Source organism: Brucella tritici, assembly GCF_008932295.1.
Taxonomy (GTDB): domain Bacteria; phylum Pseudomonadota; class Alphaproteobacteria; order Rhizobiales; family Rhizobiaceae; genus Brucella; species Brucella tritici.
The window spans coordinates 301,095-318,736 of sequence record NZ_WBWA01000002.1 but is presented as its reverse complement, the minus strand read 5'-3'; the positions used below and the strand labels follow the sequence as shown (position 1 = coordinate 318,736).

Sequence of the window (17,642 nt, the reverse complement as noted above, 5' to 3'; positions counted from 1 at the left end):
TTGGCACGCTTTTGCGTTGAAATGCGGTGAATGATGCAATGAGCTCGCCGTATAGTGCCGGATGAGCTCATTGAGAGGCATTGATGTGGACGGCATATGCCCATGGCATCAGGGCGTCGATGTCTTTGGCCAGATGACCGTTGGCGAGGCTGATGAAGAGATCGCGCAGATAGGCGGGAGGATTGCAAGTCCTGCCATCAGCCGCGTCGGCAGGAGTGGTAGGCCACCGCCATCCTTGTAACCTTCCCCGAAGCGCTGTTCCAGAAACGCCAAGCAACGACGCTGTTCTGCGCCGCACCGACATCGCCCTCGCGCGCGCGCCATTTCCCAACATTCAGGCTCAGATTGCCGAGCTGATGATGCCTCCGGCCCGTGCCGTCGCGACGGATAAACGTTTTCGTCAGCAATGGCAGGCAGCCCGGTGGATATAAGTGGCGCTAGGACGTTACACGATCCAGTGATTTACGCGACCGAAATTGTCGCCCATACTGTTAGCTCTGAAGATTTATGATCGTCATCCCGCTTCGCGCAGCCGTTCAGCCGTCTGCAAGTCCACAGAAACGAGCTGACTCACGCCCTGTTCACCCATCGTCACGCCGAAGAGACGGTTCATGCGTGCCATAGTGATCGGATTATGCGTGATGACCACGAAGCGCGTTTCGGTCGAAGCCGCCATTTCATCCATCAGATTGCAGTAACGCTCCACATTGTGGTCATCCAGCGGTGCATCCACTTCATCGAGTACGCAGATCGGCGCCGGATTGGTGAGGAACACAGCAAAGATGAGCGCCATGGCTGTCAGCGCCTGCTCACCGCCGGAAAGGAGCGTCATGGTCTGCGGCTTCTTGCCGGGCGGACGGGCGAGGATTTCCAGACCGGCTTCCAGCGGATCGTCGCTTTCGATCAGTTGCAGTTCCGCCGTGCCGCCGCCAAACAGATGTGTGAACAGGCGCTGGAACTGTACATTCACCACGTCGAACGCAGCCAGTAGACGTTCGCGTCCCTCGCGATTGAGGCTCTGGATCGCCTGACGCAATTTCTTGATCGCCTCGATCACATCTTCACGCTCGGAGACGATGGTATCCAGGCGTCCGGACAGTTCTTCCTGTTCCTCATCGGCGCGCAGATTAACCGCCCCGAGCCGCTCCCGCTCAATCTTCAACCGCTCCAACTGGCGTTCCAATTGATCGGGATCGGGCAAAGCTTCATCCGGCCTTAAACCCGTCTGGCGAATAGCCTCGTGCGGTGGGCAGTTCAGCGCTTCGGCGATCCGGGCTTCGGCATCCTTGCGCCGCTCTTCCGCCGCCGCAAGACGTTCTTCGGCACGCGCACGCTGTTCACGACTTGCCGCGAGTTGCTGGATGGCAAGGGTCGCCGTCTTGTCGAGTTCCGCCTGCGCAGCCTCAGCCTCGGCCAGAATATCGCCAGCCTGTTTTCGAAGGGCATCAGCCTGCGAAAGCTCGTTCAAAAGCGCCCGGCGGCGGTTCTCGATTTCGTCAGGCGCTTCCGCAAGCGTCTCGGCCTCATCCGCCGTTTCCTCACGGCGATCATTCAAAGCAGCTATATGTCGGTCAGCATTTTCGGCCCGGGATTTCCAGTTGCGACGCTCCAGCGCAATCATTTCCAGCCGCCGTTTGCGAGCATCAGCCTCGCGCCGCAGCCCCTCATAGGCGGCGCGCGCTTCTGCCAAAGCCGTGCGGTCCGACATGACTTCGCTGCTCAATGCGGCAAGGCGTTCGCCAATCGCATCGATATCCGGCATTTCGCCAAGCCGCTCTTCGGCTTCCGTGACACGGATCTGCGCTTCTTCGAGATTTTCTTCCAGATGCGCCTTGCTGTCTTCCAGACCGGCACGGCGTGTTGCCAATTGGCCTGCTGCACGCTCCGCAGCCGCGAGAGCCTCACGCGCTTCATCAAGCTTGCGCTGGTTGGCACGCCATTGATCGCGCGCGACACGTTCCTGTTCGACGGCCTTGCGGACGCCTGCTTCGGTTCGCTGCACATCCTGCTCAGCCTGCTCGGCACGTTTGCGCGCGGCAATCGCTTCCTGTTCGAGTTCCACCAACCGGTTTTTTTGTGCCAGTCGCTGAGCTGTCGGGGTCGGCGCATCAGCGCTTGCCGTATAGCCATCCCAGCGCCAGAGCGCTCCGGTCTTGCTGACGAGCCGCTGGCCGGGCCGCAACATGGCCTGCAGGCGCTTGCCTTCACTTTCCGAGACAACGCCGACCTGTGCCAGCCTACGGCGTAATTGCTGCGGCCCTTCTACCAGCCGATCCAAGGGTGTCACGCCGTCGGGCAGAGCGGGATCGGCATTGGCTGCGGGATTGTAAGCCCAGTAGACCGGTGCATGTTCATCGCTTGCCGCATCAAGATCTTCGCCGAGTGCCGCACCAAGTGCTACTTCATAGCCTTTCTCAACACGCAGTTCTTCCACCACTGGCGGGAATTGCCCCGTTTCACCAGCATTCAGAATGCGGGCCAACGTCTGCGCTTCCGTTTCGATGCGATTCAGTTCGGTACGCGCCTCGCTCAAAGGTTGGCGGCTGGCGGCTTCCGCTTCGCGCGCGCTTGCAACGAGCTCTTCCGCGCTTGCGACCAGTTCCTCAGCGGATGCCAGTGCTTCCGCACAGCGATCGACTACGATGCGCTTTTCCGCCGGATCGAACAGGCCACCGATCTGTTCCGCGACAGCAGCGATGTCGCGCTCGATCGCTTCCATCTGGACAGAAAGACGGTCACGACGATCACGTGTTTCCTTCAATACACGTTCGATCTGCACACGCTCTGCGGCAGCTTCGGCACGTTCGGCCGTCACGCGGGACAAAGCGCTCTCGCTGTCCTGCAATTGAACTTCCGCTTCCTCAAACAGTGCATGCAGTTCCTGATCGCGCTCGCCGGATTCTTCAGCGGAAGCGATCAGTTCCTGTTCTTCGTCATCGAGACGCGCCAGAATGTCGGCGTTCTCACGCATCATTTCTTCTTCGCGCGCGATGTCGGCGGAAAGCTGCTCAAGACGCTTTATCAACTCTGCCCGACGGGCACGAAGACGTTCGCCTTCCTCATCAAGCTGCGTTCTGGCAATGGAAAGGCGCTGCAATGCAGCCGCGGCTTTCGCTTCAGCCTCACGCAGTTCGGGCAGTTTGTGTGCGCCGACCGCCTGTACTTTCGCCGCGTTCATCTGGGCTTGCGCCATGTCACCGACAGCCGAGGTTGCCTGCGCCAGGGCGCTTTGCGCCTCGCCTTCCTGCATCTTTGCCTGCGACCAGCGCAAATGCAGAAGTGCGGCTTCCGCCCGGCGAATATCTGCGGAAAGTGCCTTGAAGCGGTTTGCCTGACGCGCCTGACGTTTCAGACTTTCGATCTGGCTTCCAAGCTCGCCAACCACATCGTCCAAACGCTCGAGATTGGTTTCAGCAGCACGCAAGCGCAGCTCGGCCTCATGACGGCGCGTATGCAGGCCGGAGATGCCAGCCGCTTCTTCCAGAAGCGCACGACGGGCTTGCGGCTTTGCCTGAATAAGCTCGCCAATGCGCCCCTGCCCGACCATGGAGGGCGAACGTGCGCCGGTGGACTGGTCCGCAAAGAGAAGCTGCACATCCTTGGCACGCGCTTCCTTGCCATTGATGCGATAGACCGACCCGGATTCCCGTTCGATACGGCGAGAGACCTGCAATTCGTCCGCATCATTGTAAGCGGCAGGCGCAGTGCGGTCGGAATTGTCAAGAAAAAGCGTGACTTCCGCAGTATTGCGCGCGGGCCGCGTGGCCGAGCCGGAAAAGATCACATCGTCCATGCCGGAGGCGCGCATGTTCTTGTATGAGTTTTCACCCATCACCCAGCGCAACGCTTCGACCAGATTGGATTTGCCGCAGCCATTTGGGCCGACAACGCCGGTCAGCCCGCCTTCGATGACGAACTCCATGGGCTCGACGAAGGATTTGAAACCAACAAGGCGCAGCTTGGAGAAGCGCATCAGAATGCCCCTCCTGCAGCGAGAGCGGTGCCTGTTAAAACTGGGTACTGGAACCGCTCCAGCTCATTGTTTGTACGCATTATCCCACGCAAAACCGCTTCGCAATTTTGCTGGAAATGCCCTATCTCAAAAACGCAAAAAGCGGGCGCAGAGAAGCGCCCGCTTTTCGATCTGAAAAACGGATCAGAGAAGCTTGTCGATGATTGCCGACATTTCGTCAACCGAAAGCGCTCCAGCGTATTTTTGTCCGTTAATGAAGAAAGTCGGCGTTGCATTCACACCGAAATCCTTCGACCCACGCTCCATCGTTGCTCTCACATCATCGAGAACTTGCTGGTTCGTCAAGCAAGCCTTGAAGGACTCCTGTGTAAAACCGGCAAGTTTTGCAATTTGCAGGAGAGCTGCCTCACCGTCTTCGGCGGTTGCCCACTGCTGCTGCTGCTTGAAGAAAACGTCGACCATCGGGAAATAACGGTCTTCCGGTGCGCAGCGCGCCAGCATGAAAGCGGCAGTCGCGCGCGGATCGAACGGGAACTCACGGAAGATGAGCCGTGCTTTGCCCGTATCGATATATTTTTCCTTGATTTTCGGGAATGTGTTGATCGTAAAATCTGCGCAATGTGGGCAGGTCAGCGATGCATATTCAACGATGGTGACCGGCGCGTCAGCCTTGCCATAGACCATATCCTTGAGCTTGCCGGGTTCGGCAATCTTGGCCGCATCAACGGTGCCTTCAGGATCGCGCTGCTGCGCATTCGCGCCACCGGCAAACGCCAGCCCGGCAGCCGCTGCTCCGGCAAGAGAAATAACGTGTCTGCGATTAAACGCTGCAGGCATCCGAATCATCCAGTCCTGTTTCAATAGTTGACTTCGACATACAATCTAAAGCGGCAGATCGCACTTCGCTAGACCCGCAGCGTTCACATGAAAGTCAGCGCCTTGCGTTTTTTGTCTTCATATTTGCGACAATCAATTGGGGTGCCAAGTTCAAACTGCTGAAAGCTTGCATCAATTTTATGGCAGCAGGCCGAATTCAGCTGTCCTTACCGTCTTTTCGACCGATTGTCCGCTTCTCTGCGAGAATGTTCTTGCCAAGACGTGCCAGTGCTGCGCGAAGCGCGTCATCTTCGATACCGTCCGTGGCCTTGTCGATGCGGCGTTCTTCGGCAGGCCCAAGCGGCGCCAGCCTCTTTATCCGACGCTTGGCTGGAATGACTGGTGGCTTCTGTTCGATGCGAATGCGCCCGACTGCCGAGAAGCCGAGAAAGCCATTAATACGACTGATAATTTCTCCTGTTTCATGCTGGACTTGCAAGGCAGCGAAGCCTTCGCAGGCGATAATCAGCGTTGCTGGTGAAAACGGATCGTCCTCATGCAGACGGCGCGGCCAGATAATGCGCAGCGGACGTGACGTTGCACCGATGGCAGGCCCGACAATATCTTCCCACGACTGAAGCAAGGCGAGATTGATACCGGCACGCTTTTGCAGCATCGGGTCCACCAGACCCGAAGCCATGTCTGCCAGCGGCCTGAAGCCGCGTCTGGATGTTGGTTCGCTCATCGCGCTCCATTATAGCCGCGAAACCACTCGACAAACAAAGGAATCCCCTGATCGAGTGTCGTTTTCGGGCTAAAGCCAAGATCGCCAGCAGCAAGCGTGATGTCGGCATAGGTGCGCGGCACGTCGGCGGCTGGCATAGGTTCCAGCTTACGGATTGCCTCCTTGCCCGTCGCTTTCTCGATTGCAGCAATGAAATCGTTCAGCATTACGGGCCGGTTGTTGCCAAGATTATAAACAGGTGCGGTATCTTCCGGCTTGTCGAGTATGCGCCGTACCGCACCGACTACACCGCTGACGATATCGTCCACGAAGGTGAAGTCCCGCTGCATCTCACCATTATTGAACACCCGGATCGGCTCACCCTTGAGGATCGCGGACGTGAACAGCCATGGCGCCATGTCAGGCCGCCCGTAAGGACCGTAGACGGTAAAGAAGCGCAAGCCCGCAGAGTGGAGCTTGTGCACGTGACGGTAGGAGTAGGCCAGTAGTTCGCCCGAACGCTTTGTCGCGGCATAGATCGAGACGGGATGATCGACAGGATCGCTTTCGGAGAAAGGCACCTTTTCATTCGCGCCATAGACCGACGATGAGCTGGCATAAACGACAGGCGGTCGCTTATCCAGTCTCAGCGCGGTTTCGAAGACCGTGACCTGTCCCTGCACATTAGCGGAGATATAGACGGTGGGGTTCTCAATGGAGTATCGCACACCCGCCTGTGCTGCCAGATGCACGATGATATCTGCATCCCGATCAGCGCCGATCGCCGCATTGAACGCTTCTGCATCGGAAATATCCGCCTTCGCAAACCTGAAACCATCCCTCATATGAAGTTTGGAGAGCCGGGTTTCTTTCAGGGCAACCGGATAATAGTCGTTCACATTGTCTATGCCAATGACCTGCCAGCCTTCATCCAGCAGTCGTTGCGCCGTGTGGAACCCGATAAACCCGGCTGCGCCCGTTACAATGGCTTTCATGCGGCTGATTTCTTTCCAAAAATATACGAGGTGAGACCTGCGCGGCGCGCGGCCATCATTCGCCGCGATGCAGCCGCATTAAGTGCTGCAAGGAAGAACATAGTCGAGGCGATGGTTACCTCGTGCAAAAGCGGATTGTGCAACATGCCGTAGCTGCCGCACACCACCGCGGAGTAAATCAATGCTCGTCGCATCGCCCAGCTATCGGCTGTACGCCACAGATAGACGAAGATCGAGATAAATGCACAAGCCATAAAGATGAGGCCGATAATCCCGTCGTTCAGTAACTCATCAAGAATCGTGTTATGGACATGACGGAAGCCTTCCAACATTGGAGCCTTGTCACCAGCCTCAGTCTTCACGAAATCCATCTTCGAATAGGAGCCTACTCCTGTGAAAGGGTGAGTTTTGATGACATGGGACGCGCTCGTCCACATGACCTCACGGATATCGGCAGACACTTTATCGTCCCAGTTGGAACTGTTGCCGCTGTCATAGTATTCCACCATACCCGCGAACCGTTTGGAGATAATATCGCCAACCGGTCCGACAACGACGAGAGCCGCTATTGCTGCGAACAGTATCGCATAAGCCGCTCCCTGTTGCCTGATGCTGAAACGCCTTAGGAAAATAAGAATTTCTATGGCCGCAAATATCGGCAAGACCACAATGACTGCTCGTGTTTCAGAAGTTAAAACCGCAGTGAACCCCAACACCAGCCAATGTGGGCCGTTCGGCAAATATCGGGAGGCGTTGCGCAGGGGGACTGCAGCCGAGATCGCCGCCACTGCTGCAACGAATGCAAAGACTGCCTGATTGCCGCCGACACCAATACGGCCGCCATTGGTCACAGCAAGATAAAGTGCGATGACCACGGCAAGCAACGTTCCAACCCGCGCGCCGAGAACATAAGCTCGCAACGGATCGCGAACGAGCACCATCCCCGAACCAGCAAAAGCGAAAATGGCAATTAGCAGAGTATAGCCGATCTGCCGGTTATCGTGGAAGGGCTCGCCTCGAAACAGGATCAAGCCCAGCGACCATACAGCATATAAGACTATGAAAAGATAGAACTTTTTGGCGAACATACGTGTCGTCGCGTGACGTCCGCAGGCAAGATAAATGCCGATGCATGAAAAGACGAAAAGTATCAGCGGTCCAAAACCGATGCGAATGGGCATCGCGGCCGACGCTATCCCGAGCACCCAGGAATCTATCCGGCGCCGCAGGAGAAAAGACTTTTTAAAATAACTCAATCTCTGCCCTCTCTTAAGCCCTTCTTATCAAGAGCGTAGGCGATTCGTCGGACATAATCAGTTACTCGAAACACAAGGGTAGTTATCCTTTTGTATACGGGTAAACGCTTCTTGGCGTAGGCAGAACGCCCCTGAGCGATCGTAGAGATCGCAATATCCGAAAACTCGACGACCGGCTTGTCGGTCGTAAAAACCTGATATGCACCAGCCCACCCACGTTCCAATGCAACATCATAAGGCAGTCGCATGGGCCGGAGCGCCTTCAGCATTTTCGACGCGCCTTCCCTGGTTACGACATATGCTGCTGAACTGCCCAGCGGGCCATGCAGACAGCGACCTATGGAAAACTGATCGTCGGCTTTTTGAAACGGGCGAAAGGCAGACGTCCTGTGATTCACGAGTTTAACCGCATCCCAACCCGTCACCTTTGTCAAATACGTCAGGAACGGTTGAAAAGCAGGAGTGAAAACTACGTCATCTTCCACAATGACCGCAAAAGATTCAGGTGCTGCGGCTATCATTTCCAGCGCTTGGATATGGCTGAAATAACAACCAATTTCTGCGGGCAGTACAGTTTTACCATGCCAACGACGAAAGCCTGCATCATCGAAATCCGTCAGTTCTTCCGGGGACAGAAGTTTTCCCTCAACAGCTTCCACGCGCCTCAGATCGATCGAAAGCGCATCCGCATTGGACTTCAGCCTGTCCCAGCGATCCCGTGATCGCGCAAGATTGATGACATAGACGGGTACAGAATGGTCCACTTATTCTCTTTCCAACTGAGTACATCAGAAGGCCCACAGTGAGGCTTCTACGCGCTAGGATCTATTATGCACAGCGTTGTTTCTATCAATTGTAAAAATAAGGCATTAATCAGAATGCTGCCCAACTGTTAACCGATGTCCTTCTCATGCTGAATTCTACCAATTCCGATCAATCCACAAAGCTCCTGCGCTGGTATGACCGGCACCATCGCGTTCTGCCGTGGCGCGTGAGCCCGTCCGAACAGGCCTCCGGCGTCAAGCCCGATCCCTATCGCGTCTGGCTCTCCGAGATTATGCTTCAACAGACGACAGTGGAGGCGGTCAAGTCTTACTTCATGAAATTCGTAGAACGCTGGCCCACCGTTCAAGCCATGGCAAAGGCGAGTGAAGACGATATGCTGCGTGCATGGGCCGGGCTCGGTTATTATTCGCGTGCACGTAACTTGAAAAAATGTGCCGACGCCGTAGCCTTACAGCATGATGGCAAGTTTCCGGACAATGCCATTGCACTGAAGGAACTGCCGGGCATCGGCGATTACACTTCGGCGGCGATCGCGGCAATCGCGTTTGGCGAGGCGGCTGCCGTCGTCGACGGCAATGTGGAGCGTGTAATTTCGCGGCTCTACACAATCGACACGCCCCTGCCCGCTGCAAAAGCTGAAATCCGCGCACTCATGGGTCAAATGACGCCCATCGACAGACCGGGAGACTTTGCTCAGGCCATGATGGATCTGGGCGCAACCATATGCACGCCACGACGGCCAGCCTGTGCGATCTGCCCGCTCAACGATGATTGCTTGGCTCTCAAATCACGCGATCCGGAGGAGTTTCCGGTTAAGGCCCCCAAAGCAGAAAAGCCAATTCGCACCGGGGCGGCATTCATCGCCATTGCGGAGGATGGTTCAATTCTCCTGCGCAAGCGGAAAGGTGAAGGCCTGCTTGCCGGAATGACCGAAGTTCCGGGCAGCCACTGGACGGCGCGTATCGACGGAGATGCAACAATCGCTGCAGCACCGTTCGCGGCACAATGGAACGGTTCCGGTTCAATCACGCATGTTTTTACACATTTCGAACTGAGATTGTCGGTCTATCGCTCCGAGAATGTCAGCAAGAGTGCGTCTACGGATGGATGGTGGTCACAGCCAGACGACCTTTCCGATGAGGCGCTGCCCACCGTCATGAAAAAGGCGATCATCGCCGCCATACCAGAAGCATTCAAACGAGGGAGGAGAAACCATTGAACAGTCCCGTCAAGCATGTCGTCTTCGATATTGGCCGAGTTCTGATCCACTATGATCCTGAACTTGCTTATCTCGATGTCATTCCCGATGCTTCGGAACGGCGGTGGTTTCTGGAAAACATCTGCACCAGCGCATGGAATATCGAACAGGATCGCGGCAGAAGCTGGCAGGAAGCAGAATCACTTCTGATCGATACATATCCCGAGAAACGCGATCATATTCGTGCGTTCCGGCAAAACTGGAACCGCATGGTTCCCCATGCGTACGAGGACAGCGTCGAAATTCTGCGCGGTCTGATCAGCCATGGCAATGACGTCACCATGCTGACGAATTTTGCTTTAGACACTTTCCGAGAAGCACAGATTCGCTTTCCCTTTCTGGCCGAAAGTCGGGGCGTCACCGTATCGGGCGACATTCATATGCTGAAACCCGACCGCGAAATCTACGATCATCACGTTGCATCGTTCGACCTTGATCCCGCGGCAACGCTTTTCATCGATGACACAATGCACAATGTGGATGGCGCCAGACAGGCTGGCTGGCAGGCTGTGCATTTTACGGATGCGGGCAAGTTGGGCGCTGATTTGAAAGCCCTGGGTCTCGCCTTCTAAAGCGTGTCGCATTTATTCAGCCTCATATCCTGCTGCCTTGAAGAAGTTTAGGCATTCGGTGACGGAGAAGAGGCTGATGATGTCACCGAGAGCATAGGAGATGGCATCGAAGCTTCGTGCGGCTCGCTTTCGCAGGAGTGCCTTAAGTTTTGAGAAGGCCATTTCGATGGGATTCAGGTCTGGCGAATAGGACGGCAGGAATAGAAGCCATGCGCCTTCCGCCTTGACCAACGTCACGCCCTTTCGCTATGGCAGCGGTAGAGCGGATCACGGCCTTTTATGCCTAATCATAGACTGGCCTGTCGTCGTCTTTCGTTTCTAGCGAAATCTGTCAATCACCTTTTCAGTAAGCCTTCTACAAAATCGGACCCGAGTGCCTCTCTTAACGCTTCAACTCCGTTTTTGGGTAGTCTGGATAGGCCGCTGACAATACCCTCTTTCCATGCATCACCGCGCTCCCATGCTTCCTCCCAAGCATCGCTTAGTTCAATGCCGTGGCGCGTTTGCACGAGGGCTTCGAAGAGCAAAGCGGCTTGCGTTAGATCTTTGTCAGCTTTCAAACGCCCCAACGTGTCAGTGAGTCTTCGCGACGACACAATCAGCTTGTGTACGGCATACCTCTCGGGAGCAGGAACGAGAACGTTTATGCCTTCGCGGAAAAGTAGCACTGTGCGGATAGGCTCGTAGATCAGGTAATCAAGGAACCGCAGATTCTCCGCCGACGCGCCGCCGAGGGCGGGCATGGGCGACGGCTTGCCAGTGTATTCTTCTGATCCCCGATTTCCGGTCAAGAACTCCACCCGATAGCCCTTGGCGTTCACGAAGGCGACCACCTTAGCCTTATCGGCCTGGTGCGGAATCGCGCGGAATTCAGGGTCGACTGACTGGAGGATTTCGAGGATTGGCGGGAGACTATCTTGGACACCAGCCGATATTGCGAAGTCCTGAGCGAAGTCTGCGTCGCCTGTCTGCAGCGCGGCAGAGGGCAGCCGGACACCGAGCATTCCAGCATAGGTGCTGAATGCCACCGACCCAATCAAGATGGCGCGCAGCCGGAACAACCCAGCATCGGCCAAGGCTTTCGTGACGTCACCAGCGAAGGGATCAGGACCGGGAAGGCCGGCGCGTCGCAGCGTGCTAACCATGCGTCTACGCTCTCGGATGTTGCCCTTGATCTCTTTGTGGGCTCTTACCCGCTTAGTGATAGCTTCGTCACTCGCGGGGCCGACGTAGCTTCGTTTGTCTTTGCCCTCGGGGGTGGGGAGGTCGAAATACCAATAATCGCGATCTTTGACAGTTACAGTCACAAACCATCCTTCTAAAGGGAAGTCTGCTACGAATTGTGCATCCATTGTCCGCTGCGCCAACTCCGCGAACATCGTTCTATAGCTGATGTCGATCTCTTTCATCCTTGGCCTTTTCGAATGAGTTGGTCGTACCGGCGGCGAGTTGAACTATGTCGTTATAAGTTCCTGCCAAAAACCTTATAGCCGATCTTACCGTTAGCAGCGTTATAAGTTCCTGCCAAAACCTTATAACAAGTTGACCGCGAATAAAAGCACAGGAAACGGGCGCAAGATATGGTGCTTGCCTGTATCAGGGCTGTCACAGGCAAAACAGGCTAAAGCGTGTCGCATTTATTCAGCCTCATATCCTGCTGCCTTGAAGAAGTTTAGGCATTCGGTGACGGAGAAGAGGCTGATGATGCCACCGAGAGCATTGGAGATGGCATCGAAGCTTCGCGCGGCGCGCTTTCGCAGGAGTGCCTTGAGTTTTGAGAAGGCCATTTCGATGGGATTCAGGTCTGGCGAATAGGACGGCAGGAATAGAAGCCATGCGCCTTCCGCCTTGACCAACTGTTCCGCCCTTTCGCTTTTGTGGAAGCCGACATTATCGAGGATCACGACGTCACCGGGCGACAGTGTCGGCACAAGCGGTGTCTCACAATCCATTTTTCGAAGATGCGGCTGTTCATCGGAGCGTCGACGATCCATGGCGCGGTCAGGCCATGGCAGCACAGTCCGGCAATGAAGGTCTGCGTCTTCCAGTTCCCGAACGGAGCATAGTCGGCAAAGCGACTTCCTTTGGCCGACCATCCGGTGCGTTTTGTCAGGCGCGTATTCGTGGAGGTCTCGTCGATAAAGATGAGCCGCGCCAAGGCTTTGTTGAAGAACCGCTTTCGACGGTTGATCCGCAGGTCACGCGCCTTGGCGATCTCAAGCCTGCGCTGCTCGCTTGCCTTGGGGCTTTTTTATTGCTCAGCCCGAGCCGGTGCAGAAATCGCCCTACCGTGGCACGTTGGACTTCAATGCCGCGCTCCGCGAACGCAACCCACAGTTCGTCCAAAGTCGTTACTCTACGGACAGACATCCGCTCGCGGACCCAATCCCCATGAGCCAAGAGATTCGCACCACCAGGCGGGTGGTCCTGCTTGGCGGCGATCAGAGAACCGGATTACTGATGCAGGATCACCATGTTGTTGACGAACCGAAGCGAACCCCGGAAATGCCGAACGGCTTCACGGTTGCCATGCCCCTCATTCACAAGCGCAACAACACGCTCACGCAACTCTATCGGATGCGGCTAGCCCATGGTGCATCTCCTTCCATGGGCAAAGTGAAGCATACTTCAAGCCAAACTGGAATCATGAATCCGGTTAACGGCGACACGCTTTAGAGCATCCCTGAAATCGGGAACCGGCTTCGGGGTAAAGACATGCGTAAAAACAAACGAATAGAGCATCTCCTACGATTCAATCAAAACAGGAAATGCTCCGTGCCTAAAATAGCGAAGGCGCCCGAAGCCGATGCTTCGAGCGCCTCACTATCAGACTATGCTGGAGGCCGTCCGATATCTAATCGTTTGCGCATCTTATCCGAAAACCGCTTCGCACTTTTCGGGACGCGCTTTAAGCGCCTGCAACTGCCATCTGGTCGCGAATGACCTTACGCAAGGCGTCAATTGGCTTCAGCGCGCCGTTTTCCTCGTAGTGCCAGAAAGTCCATCCATTGCAGGCATCAAAGCCCTGAACCTTTGCACCGATACGATGGATCGAACCCGCTTCACCGTTGGCAGCCAGCGTACCATCCGCGCGAACAATGGCAGCAAAACGGCGACGTTCATCACAAAGCACCGTGCCGGGACGAAGAAGCCCCGCTTCGAGGACGCTAGTGAACGCGACACGCGGTTCGGCCCGTTTGCCCGTCATCACCGTCAGTTCGGCTTTGCCGAGCGGTTCAACAGCGTCAATACGGGCCATCGCTGCATCGATATAGCTCTGTTCGCGCTCGATACCGACGAAGTGGCGTCCGAGGCGCTTGGCAACCGCACCCGTCGTTCCAGAACCGAAGAACGGATCAAGAATGACGTCGCCAGGCTTGCTGGATGCCATCATGATGCGGGCAAGCAAAGCTTCCGGCTTCTGGGTTGGATGAACCTTGTCGCCATTTTCGTCTTTCAGGCGTTCAGAACCGGTGCAGATCGGGAACAGCCAGTCCGAGCGCATCTGTACGTCGTCATTGGCGGCCTTCATCGCTTCATAATTGAAAGTGTAACCTTTGCCCTTCTGATCGCGCGAAGCCCAGATTAGCGTTTCATGAGCGTTCTGGAAACGACGGCCGCGGAAATTCGGCATCGGGTTCGTCTTGCGCCAGATGACATCGTTCAGGAGCCAGAAGCCGAGATCCTGCAACTGCGAGCCAACCCGGAAGATATTGTGGTAGGAGCCGATGACCCAGATGGTGCCATTCGGCTTCAGGACACGACGGCAGGCCATAAGCCATGCACGCGTGAAGGCATCATAGGCCTGAAAGCTCTCGAACTGATCCCAGTGATCGTCAACTGCGCTGACCATCGAATGGTCGGGGCGATGCAAATCGCCGCCAAGCTGGAGATTATAGGGAGGATCGGCAAAAATAACGTCCACGGAATGATCCGGCAGGCGTTCCAGAGCCGCGACGCAATCACCTTTGATGATGGAATCAAGCCAGGCGGTACGCGGAGCCTCAATGGGCAACTCATGTGCAAGACGTACAAGAGACATGGGATACTCGATTACCTGTGGACGCAAAAAACTCGTCCTTATGGTTACCGGGTAGGGTAAATATGCAGTTAACGCCAAGTGATTGAAATCGTAAATCTTTTCTTAAGCGAGGTGGAAAGTCCGCAGTTCCGGGCTTTTCATGGTCAATTGACCCTCGACATTTTGCCGCCTGTCATCTTAACGCCGCGATCGCTATGCAATTGTAACTTTAACTTCTTGCCCTTGATAAGGCTTGGTTATCCCTTTTTGCCTATAATCGGCAGTCAACTTCTGAATTTGCGTGGCGGGCATGCGCGCCGCCCCGCTTGTCCGGTGTATTTTATGATGAGTATCGCTGAACTGCGGCATAACCGGTATTTGCGGGTTCTCTTTGTACCCTTTCGCATGCGTGCACTGGTTCGCGGCAGCGAAATAGGCCTCGTTATCGCCGGCACCGTCATCGGCATCATTTCAGGGCTGATGGTTGCCGCGATTGGCAGCATTTCCCAATGGATGCATCAGGCAATCTTCGCTCTTGAACCCGGTGAGAAACTGAGCTCGGCGGCATCATTGCAACCCAGCGCTTATATCGCGCCGCTCGCGGGCGGCATCTTGATGGGGATCGTGATCTGGGTTCTCGCGCGCTGGCGCAAGCGGCCCATCGTCGACCCTATCGAAGCAAATGCACTTCATGGTGGACGCCTATCGCTGACGGACAGTTTCATTCTCGTCGGACAGAACCTGATTTCGAACGGTTTCGGCGCATCGGTCGGGCTTGAAGCCGCTTATACGCAGCTTGCGAGCGGTTTTGCATCCCGTATCGGTCGGGCACTCAAGCTTCGTCGCGCCGATTTGCGAACGCTGGTCGGCTGCGGCGCTGCGGCAGCTATTGCCAGCGCCTTCAATGCTCCGCTGACTGGCGCATTCTATGCATTCGAACTCATCATCGGCGTCTATTCGATTGCCACGCTGGCGCCTGTCGTCGTGGCGGCGATCGTTGGCGCGCTGGTGACGCAGGCAATTGGCGGAGCGCCCTTTGTCATCGATATCGGTCAGATCAACGACATCACGCCGCGCGACTACGTGCCAGCGCTCGTTCTCGGCTTCTTTTCGGCAGGTATTGCCATCCTCATCATGCGTGGAGTCACTTTTGTTGAAACGACCGCCCGACGCAGCATAGTGCCCAATGTTTTGGCACCAGCAATCGGTGGTGCCGTTGTCGGTATGATCGCGTTCTTTTCTCCGCAAGTTCTGGCATCGGGCCACGGAGCGTTACACCTCGATCTGAATGCAAACATTACAATACCGGCATTGTTGCTGCTGATCTTCACCAAGTCTCTCGCTTCCGCTGTCTCCATCGGTGCGGGCTTTCGTGGGGGCTTGTTCTTCGCATCGCTGTTTCTGGGTGCACTGACGGGCAAGCTGTTTGCAGCCGTGGCCGGAGCCGTTCTACCTGCCGGTCTGGCACTTGCACCTGAAGTATATGCAGTTATCGGCATGAGCTCACTTGCCGTCGCCGTCGTTGGCGGTCCGATGACCATGACCTTCCTTGCACTGGAACTTACCGGCGATTTTCCAATCGCAATGCTAGTCCTCGGCGCTGTCGTCTCGTCCTCGCTGATGGTGCGGAAGACCTTCGGTTACTCCTTCGCAACATGGCGCTTTCACCTGCGTGGCGAGGCCATCCGGTCCGCCCATGATATCGGTTGGATACGCAATCTGACCGTAAACCGGATGATGCGTCACGATGTGCGAACCGTGCTGATCGATACCGATATAGAAACCTTCCGGCACGATTTCCCTCTCGGCTCGACCCAGCGTGTCATCGCGGTCGATGCCGATGGACGCTATGTCGGCATGATCCCGGTTCCGGAGGTCTATGCCGACAGCTTCGACACATCCGACGGCGAACACAGCATCAGCGAGCTTCTCAAATATCAGGACGAGTTCCTGTTGCCCCAGATGAATGCCAAGGAAGCCGTCGCCCGTTTCGACCGGGCAGAAAGCGAAGCGCTGGCCGTGGTAAACAATGCGCAGGAGCGCAAGGTACTTGGCCTTCTCAGTGAAGCACACACGCTACGTCGCTACAGCGAAGAACTGGACCGGCGGCGGCGCGAAGTTTCCGGGGAGGTCTGAATTCGCACCAACCCCGATTTGACGGCTTCGCCATAAAGGTGTAGCTCAATCGCGGTGTTTCCGGCTGCTGCCGGTGCCCACTCCTCCCAATAAAAAGGCTATGATCATGGCGGCACCGTCCCTCATCATTTTCGATTGCGATGGCGTTTTGGTGGATTCCGAAATCATCGCGGCAGAAGTCGAATCCGCCCTCCTCACCGAAGCTGGTTATCAGATCTCGGCTGATGAAATGGCCGAGCGTTTTGCCGGTCTGACGTGGCAGGATATTCTTCTGACGGTAGAGCGCGAAGCCGGAATTCCGCTTTCAGCATCACTTCTCGACAAATCCGAAAAAATTCTGGACCAGAAGCTTGAGAACGAAGTTCAGGCGGTTGAGGATATCGTGGAAGTGGTCTCGGCACTTAAACTGCCGAAGTGCATCTGCTCCAATTCGACCAGCCATCGGTTGGAAAGCATGCTGAAACGTGTCGGCCTTTACGAACTGTTTGCGCAGAACATTTTTTCGGCCAAGGAAGTCGGCACCAAAAAGACCAAGCCTGCGCCGGACGTTTTCCTTTATGCGGCCGAGCAATTCGGGGTCGATCCGAGAGATGTCATCGTGATTGAAGATTCCGCGCATGGCATTCAGGGTGCTCGCGCTGCTGGCATGCGTGTGATCGGCTTTACGGGTGGTGCTCACACCTATCCGGGGCATGCCGACAAGTTGACCGATGCCGGTGCGGAAACCGTCATCCATCGCCACAAGGACCTGCCGAGCGTTATCGAGGCCCTGTCCGTCTGGACCGATGCCTGAGTGAATTGATCCGACGCCTGGCTATTGTCAGGCGGCGGATTGCTTGTTGCGCCCCTTTGGCGGGGCATTGAGAATTGCCAGAAGCTCTTCGGCTTCACTCTCCGAGAGGCCGATCAGCATACGGGTTCCCATGATGACGGGTTCGCCAGTGGACGTATCGAAGATCGCCCAAGTGTCCGTCGGTTCGAGAATGCGTTCATATTTCTGTTTCATGAGAACACACTAGCGTAAATCTGTTGCCATTCATTTCACGCAGGCAGTCGCATTTAATTCGAATTTTATCGATGTGCATTTATTCACAAGCATTGTCGC

At 55.9% G+C, this 17,642-nt stretch carries 15 protein-coding genes and 3 pseudogenes; 5 read left to right on the top strand and 13 right to left on the bottom strand.

Translation table 11 applies throughout. The features are described 5' to 3' along the window. Positions 1-67: 67 nt before the first annotated feature. The 8 genes and pseudogenes from F9K91_RS25890 to F9K91_RS03720 form a co-directional block, all read right to left on the bottom strand. Positions 68-181: pseudogene (locus F9K91_RS25890) on the bottom strand (transposase domain-containing protein); the annotation flags it as partial. Positions 182-197: 16 nt separating this feature from the next. Further along, positions 198-407 carry a hypothetical protein gene (locus F9K91_RS25885; protein WP_167522161.1) on the bottom strand — a complete coding sequence of 70 codons (210 nt, stop codon included), beginning with the start codon at positions 405-407 and terminating at the stop codon, positions 198-200. 107 nt (positions 408-514) lie between these two features. After that, positions 515-3,973 (bottom strand): chromosome segregation protein SMC, encoded by a 3,459-nt coding sequence (gene smc, locus F9K91_RS03745; RefSeq protein ID WP_109986204.1) that lies wholly within the window; start codon positions 3,971-3,973, stop codon positions 515-517. 183 nt (positions 3,974-4,156) lie between these two features. After that, a complete protein-coding gene (locus tag F9K91_RS03740; RefSeq protein ID WP_040130231.1) occupies positions 4,157-4,810 on the bottom strand; it encodes a DsbA family protein in 654 nt (217 codons plus the stop codon). Positions 4,811-5,006: 196 nt separating this feature from the next. Further along, positions 5,007-5,534, bottom strand: a complete 528-nt coding sequence (locus F9K91_RS03735) for a DUF721 domain-containing protein (RefSeq protein ID WP_140019992.1) — start codon at positions 5,532-5,534, stop codon at positions 5,007-5,009. Further along, entirely contained in the window at positions 5,531-6,508 is a 978-nt protein-coding gene (locus F9K91_RS03730; protein ID WP_151677200.1) for an SDR family NAD(P)-dependent oxidoreductase, read from the bottom strand. The genes F9K91_RS03735 and F9K91_RS03730 overlap by 4 nt, the downstream gene beginning before the upstream one ends. Beyond that, positions 6,505-7,689 carry an O-antigen ligase family protein gene (locus tag F9K91_RS03725; protein ID WP_235912751.1) on the bottom strand — a complete coding sequence of 395 codons (1,185 nt, stop codon included), beginning with the start codon at positions 7,687-7,689 and terminating at the stop codon, positions 6,505-6,507. The genes F9K91_RS03730 and F9K91_RS03725 overlap by 4 nt, the downstream gene beginning before the upstream one ends. A 71-nt stretch (positions 7,690-7,760) precedes the next feature. Next, positions 7,761-8,528 carry a glycosyltransferase family 25 protein gene (locus F9K91_RS03720; protein ID WP_151677196.1) on the bottom strand — a complete coding sequence of 256 codons (768 nt, stop codon included), beginning with the start codon at positions 8,526-8,528 and terminating at the stop codon, positions 7,761-7,763. A 146-nt stretch (positions 8,529-8,674) separates the two neighbouring features. Here F9K91_RS03720 and mutY point away from each other — a divergent pair, with 146 nt between their 5' ends. Both mutY and F9K91_RS03710 read left to right on the top strand, forming a co-directional pair. Then, positions 8,675-9,769, top strand: a complete 1,095-nt coding sequence (gene mutY / locus F9K91_RS03715) for an A/G-specific adenine glycosylase (RefSeq protein WP_151677195.1) — start codon at positions 8,675-8,677, stop codon at positions 9,767-9,769. Beyond that, positions 9,766-10,380 carry an HAD-IA family hydrolase gene (locus F9K91_RS03710; protein WP_109986198.1) on the top strand — a complete coding sequence of 205 codons (615 nt, stop codon included), beginning with the start codon at positions 9,766-9,768 and terminating at the stop codon, positions 10,378-10,380. The genes mutY and F9K91_RS03710 overlap by 4 nt, the downstream gene beginning before the upstream one ends. Before the next feature lie 12 nt (positions 10,381-10,392). On the opposite strand, the pseudogene F9K91_RS03705 reads toward F9K91_RS03710, so the two are convergent. From F9K91_RS03705 to F9K91_RS26265, 3 genes and pseudogenes are all read right to left on the bottom strand, one after another. After that, a pseudogene (locus tag F9K91_RS03705) lies at positions 10,393-10,605 on the bottom strand (transposase); the annotation flags it as partial. A 110-nt stretch (positions 10,606-10,715) separates the two neighbouring features. Next, positions 10,716-11,789 carry a nucleotidyltransferase family protein gene (locus F9K91_RS03700; RefSeq protein ID WP_151664554.1) on the bottom strand — a complete coding sequence of 358 codons (1,074 nt, stop codon included), beginning with the start codon at positions 11,787-11,789 and terminating at the stop codon, positions 10,716-10,718. Positions 11,790-12,017: 228 nt separating this feature from the next. Further along, positions 12,018-12,478 (bottom strand): annotated as a pseudogene (locus tag F9K91_RS26265) (IS630 family transposase); the annotation flags it as partial. A 293-nt stretch (positions 12,479-12,771) separates the two neighbouring features. Here F9K91_RS26265 and F9K91_RS26260 point away from each other — a divergent pair. After that, on the top strand, positions 12,772-13,056 hold the full coding sequence (locus tag F9K91_RS26260) for a hypothetical protein (protein WP_235894853.1): 285 nt from the start codon (positions 12,772-12,774) through the stop codon (positions 13,054-13,056). Positions 13,057-13,288: 232 nt separating this feature from the next. Here the strand turns inward: F9K91_RS26260 and F9K91_RS03690 are convergent, their stop codons facing one another. Next, on the bottom strand, positions 13,289-14,422 hold the full coding sequence (locus tag F9K91_RS03690; RefSeq protein WP_109986196.1) for a site-specific DNA-methyltransferase: 1,134 nt from the start codon (positions 14,420-14,422) through the stop codon (positions 13,289-13,291). A gap of 324 nt (positions 14,423-14,746) precedes the next feature. On the opposite strand from F9K91_RS03690, the gene F9K91_RS03685 reads away from it, so the two are divergent. After that, positions 14,747-16,537, top strand: coding sequence for a chloride channel protein (locus F9K91_RS03685; protein WP_151677269.1), 1,791 nt, complete (start codon positions 14,747-14,749; stop codon positions 16,535-16,537). 106 nt (positions 16,538-16,643) lie between these two features. Further along, positions 16,644-17,330 carry an HAD family hydrolase gene (locus F9K91_RS03680; protein WP_151677193.1) on the top strand — a complete coding sequence of 229 codons (687 nt, stop codon included), beginning with the start codon at positions 16,644-16,646 and terminating at the stop codon, positions 17,328-17,330. A 27-nt stretch (positions 17,331-17,357) separates the two neighbouring features. Here F9K91_RS03680 and F9K91_RS03675 read toward each other — a convergent pair whose 3' ends face one another. Further along, a complete protein-coding gene (locus tag F9K91_RS03675) occupies positions 17,358-17,543 on the bottom strand; it encodes a hypothetical protein (RefSeq protein ID WP_012090863.1) in 186 nt (61 codons plus the stop codon). Between the last annotated feature and the right edge of the window lie 99 nt (positions 17,544-17,642).

What these genes read in the sequence shown, in the direction of transcription:
- F9K91_RS03680 (WP_151677193.1), top strand. Translation starts at nt 16,644, where the DNA reads ATGGCGGCACCGTCCCTCATCATTTTCGATTGCGATGGCGTTTTGGTG.
- F9K91_RS03725 (WP_235912751.1), bottom strand. Translation starts at nt 7,689, where the DNA reads ATGCCCATTCGCATCGGTTTTGGACCGCTGATACTTTTCGTCTTTTCA.
- F9K91_RS03690 (WP_109986196.1), bottom strand. Translation starts at nt 14,422, where the DNA reads ATGTCTCTTGTACGTCTTGCACATGAGTTGCCCATTGAGGCTCCGCGT.
- F9K91_RS26260 (WP_235894853.1), top strand. Translation starts at nt 12,772, where the DNA reads ATGAGCCAAGAGATTCGCACCACCAGGCGGGTGGTCCTGCTTGGCGGC.
- F9K91_RS03740 (WP_040130231.1), bottom strand. Translation starts at nt 4,810, where the DNA reads ATGCCTGCAGCGTTTAATCGCAGACACGTTATTTCTCTTGCCGGAGCA.
- smc (WP_109986204.1), bottom strand. Translation starts at nt 3,973, where the DNA reads ATGCGCTTCTCCAAGCTGCGCCTTGTTGGTTTCAAATCCTTCGTCGAG.
- F9K91_RS03730 (WP_151677200.1), bottom strand. Translation starts at nt 6,508, where the DNA reads ATGAAAGCCATTGTAACGGGCGCAGCCGGGTTTATCGGGTTCCACACG.
- F9K91_RS03700 (WP_151664554.1), bottom strand. Translation starts at nt 11,789, where the DNA reads ATGAAAGAGATCGACATCAGCTATAGAACGATGTTCGCGGAGTTGGCG.
- F9K91_RS03685 (WP_151677269.1), top strand. Translation starts at nt 14,747, where the DNA reads ATGAGTATCGCTGAACTGCGGCATAACCGGTATTTGCGGGTTCTCTTT.
- mutY (WP_151677195.1), top strand. Translation starts at nt 8,675, where the DNA reads ATGCTGAATTCTACCAATTCCGATCAATCCACAAAGCTCCTGCGCTGG.
- F9K91_RS03675 (WP_012090863.1), bottom strand. Translation starts at nt 17,543, where the DNA reads ATGAAACAGAAATATGAACGCATTCTCGAACCGACGGACACTTGGGCG.
- F9K91_RS03735 (WP_140019992.1), bottom strand. Translation starts at nt 5,534, where the DNA reads ATGAGCGAACCAACATCCAGACGCGGCTTCAGGCCGCTGGCAGACATG.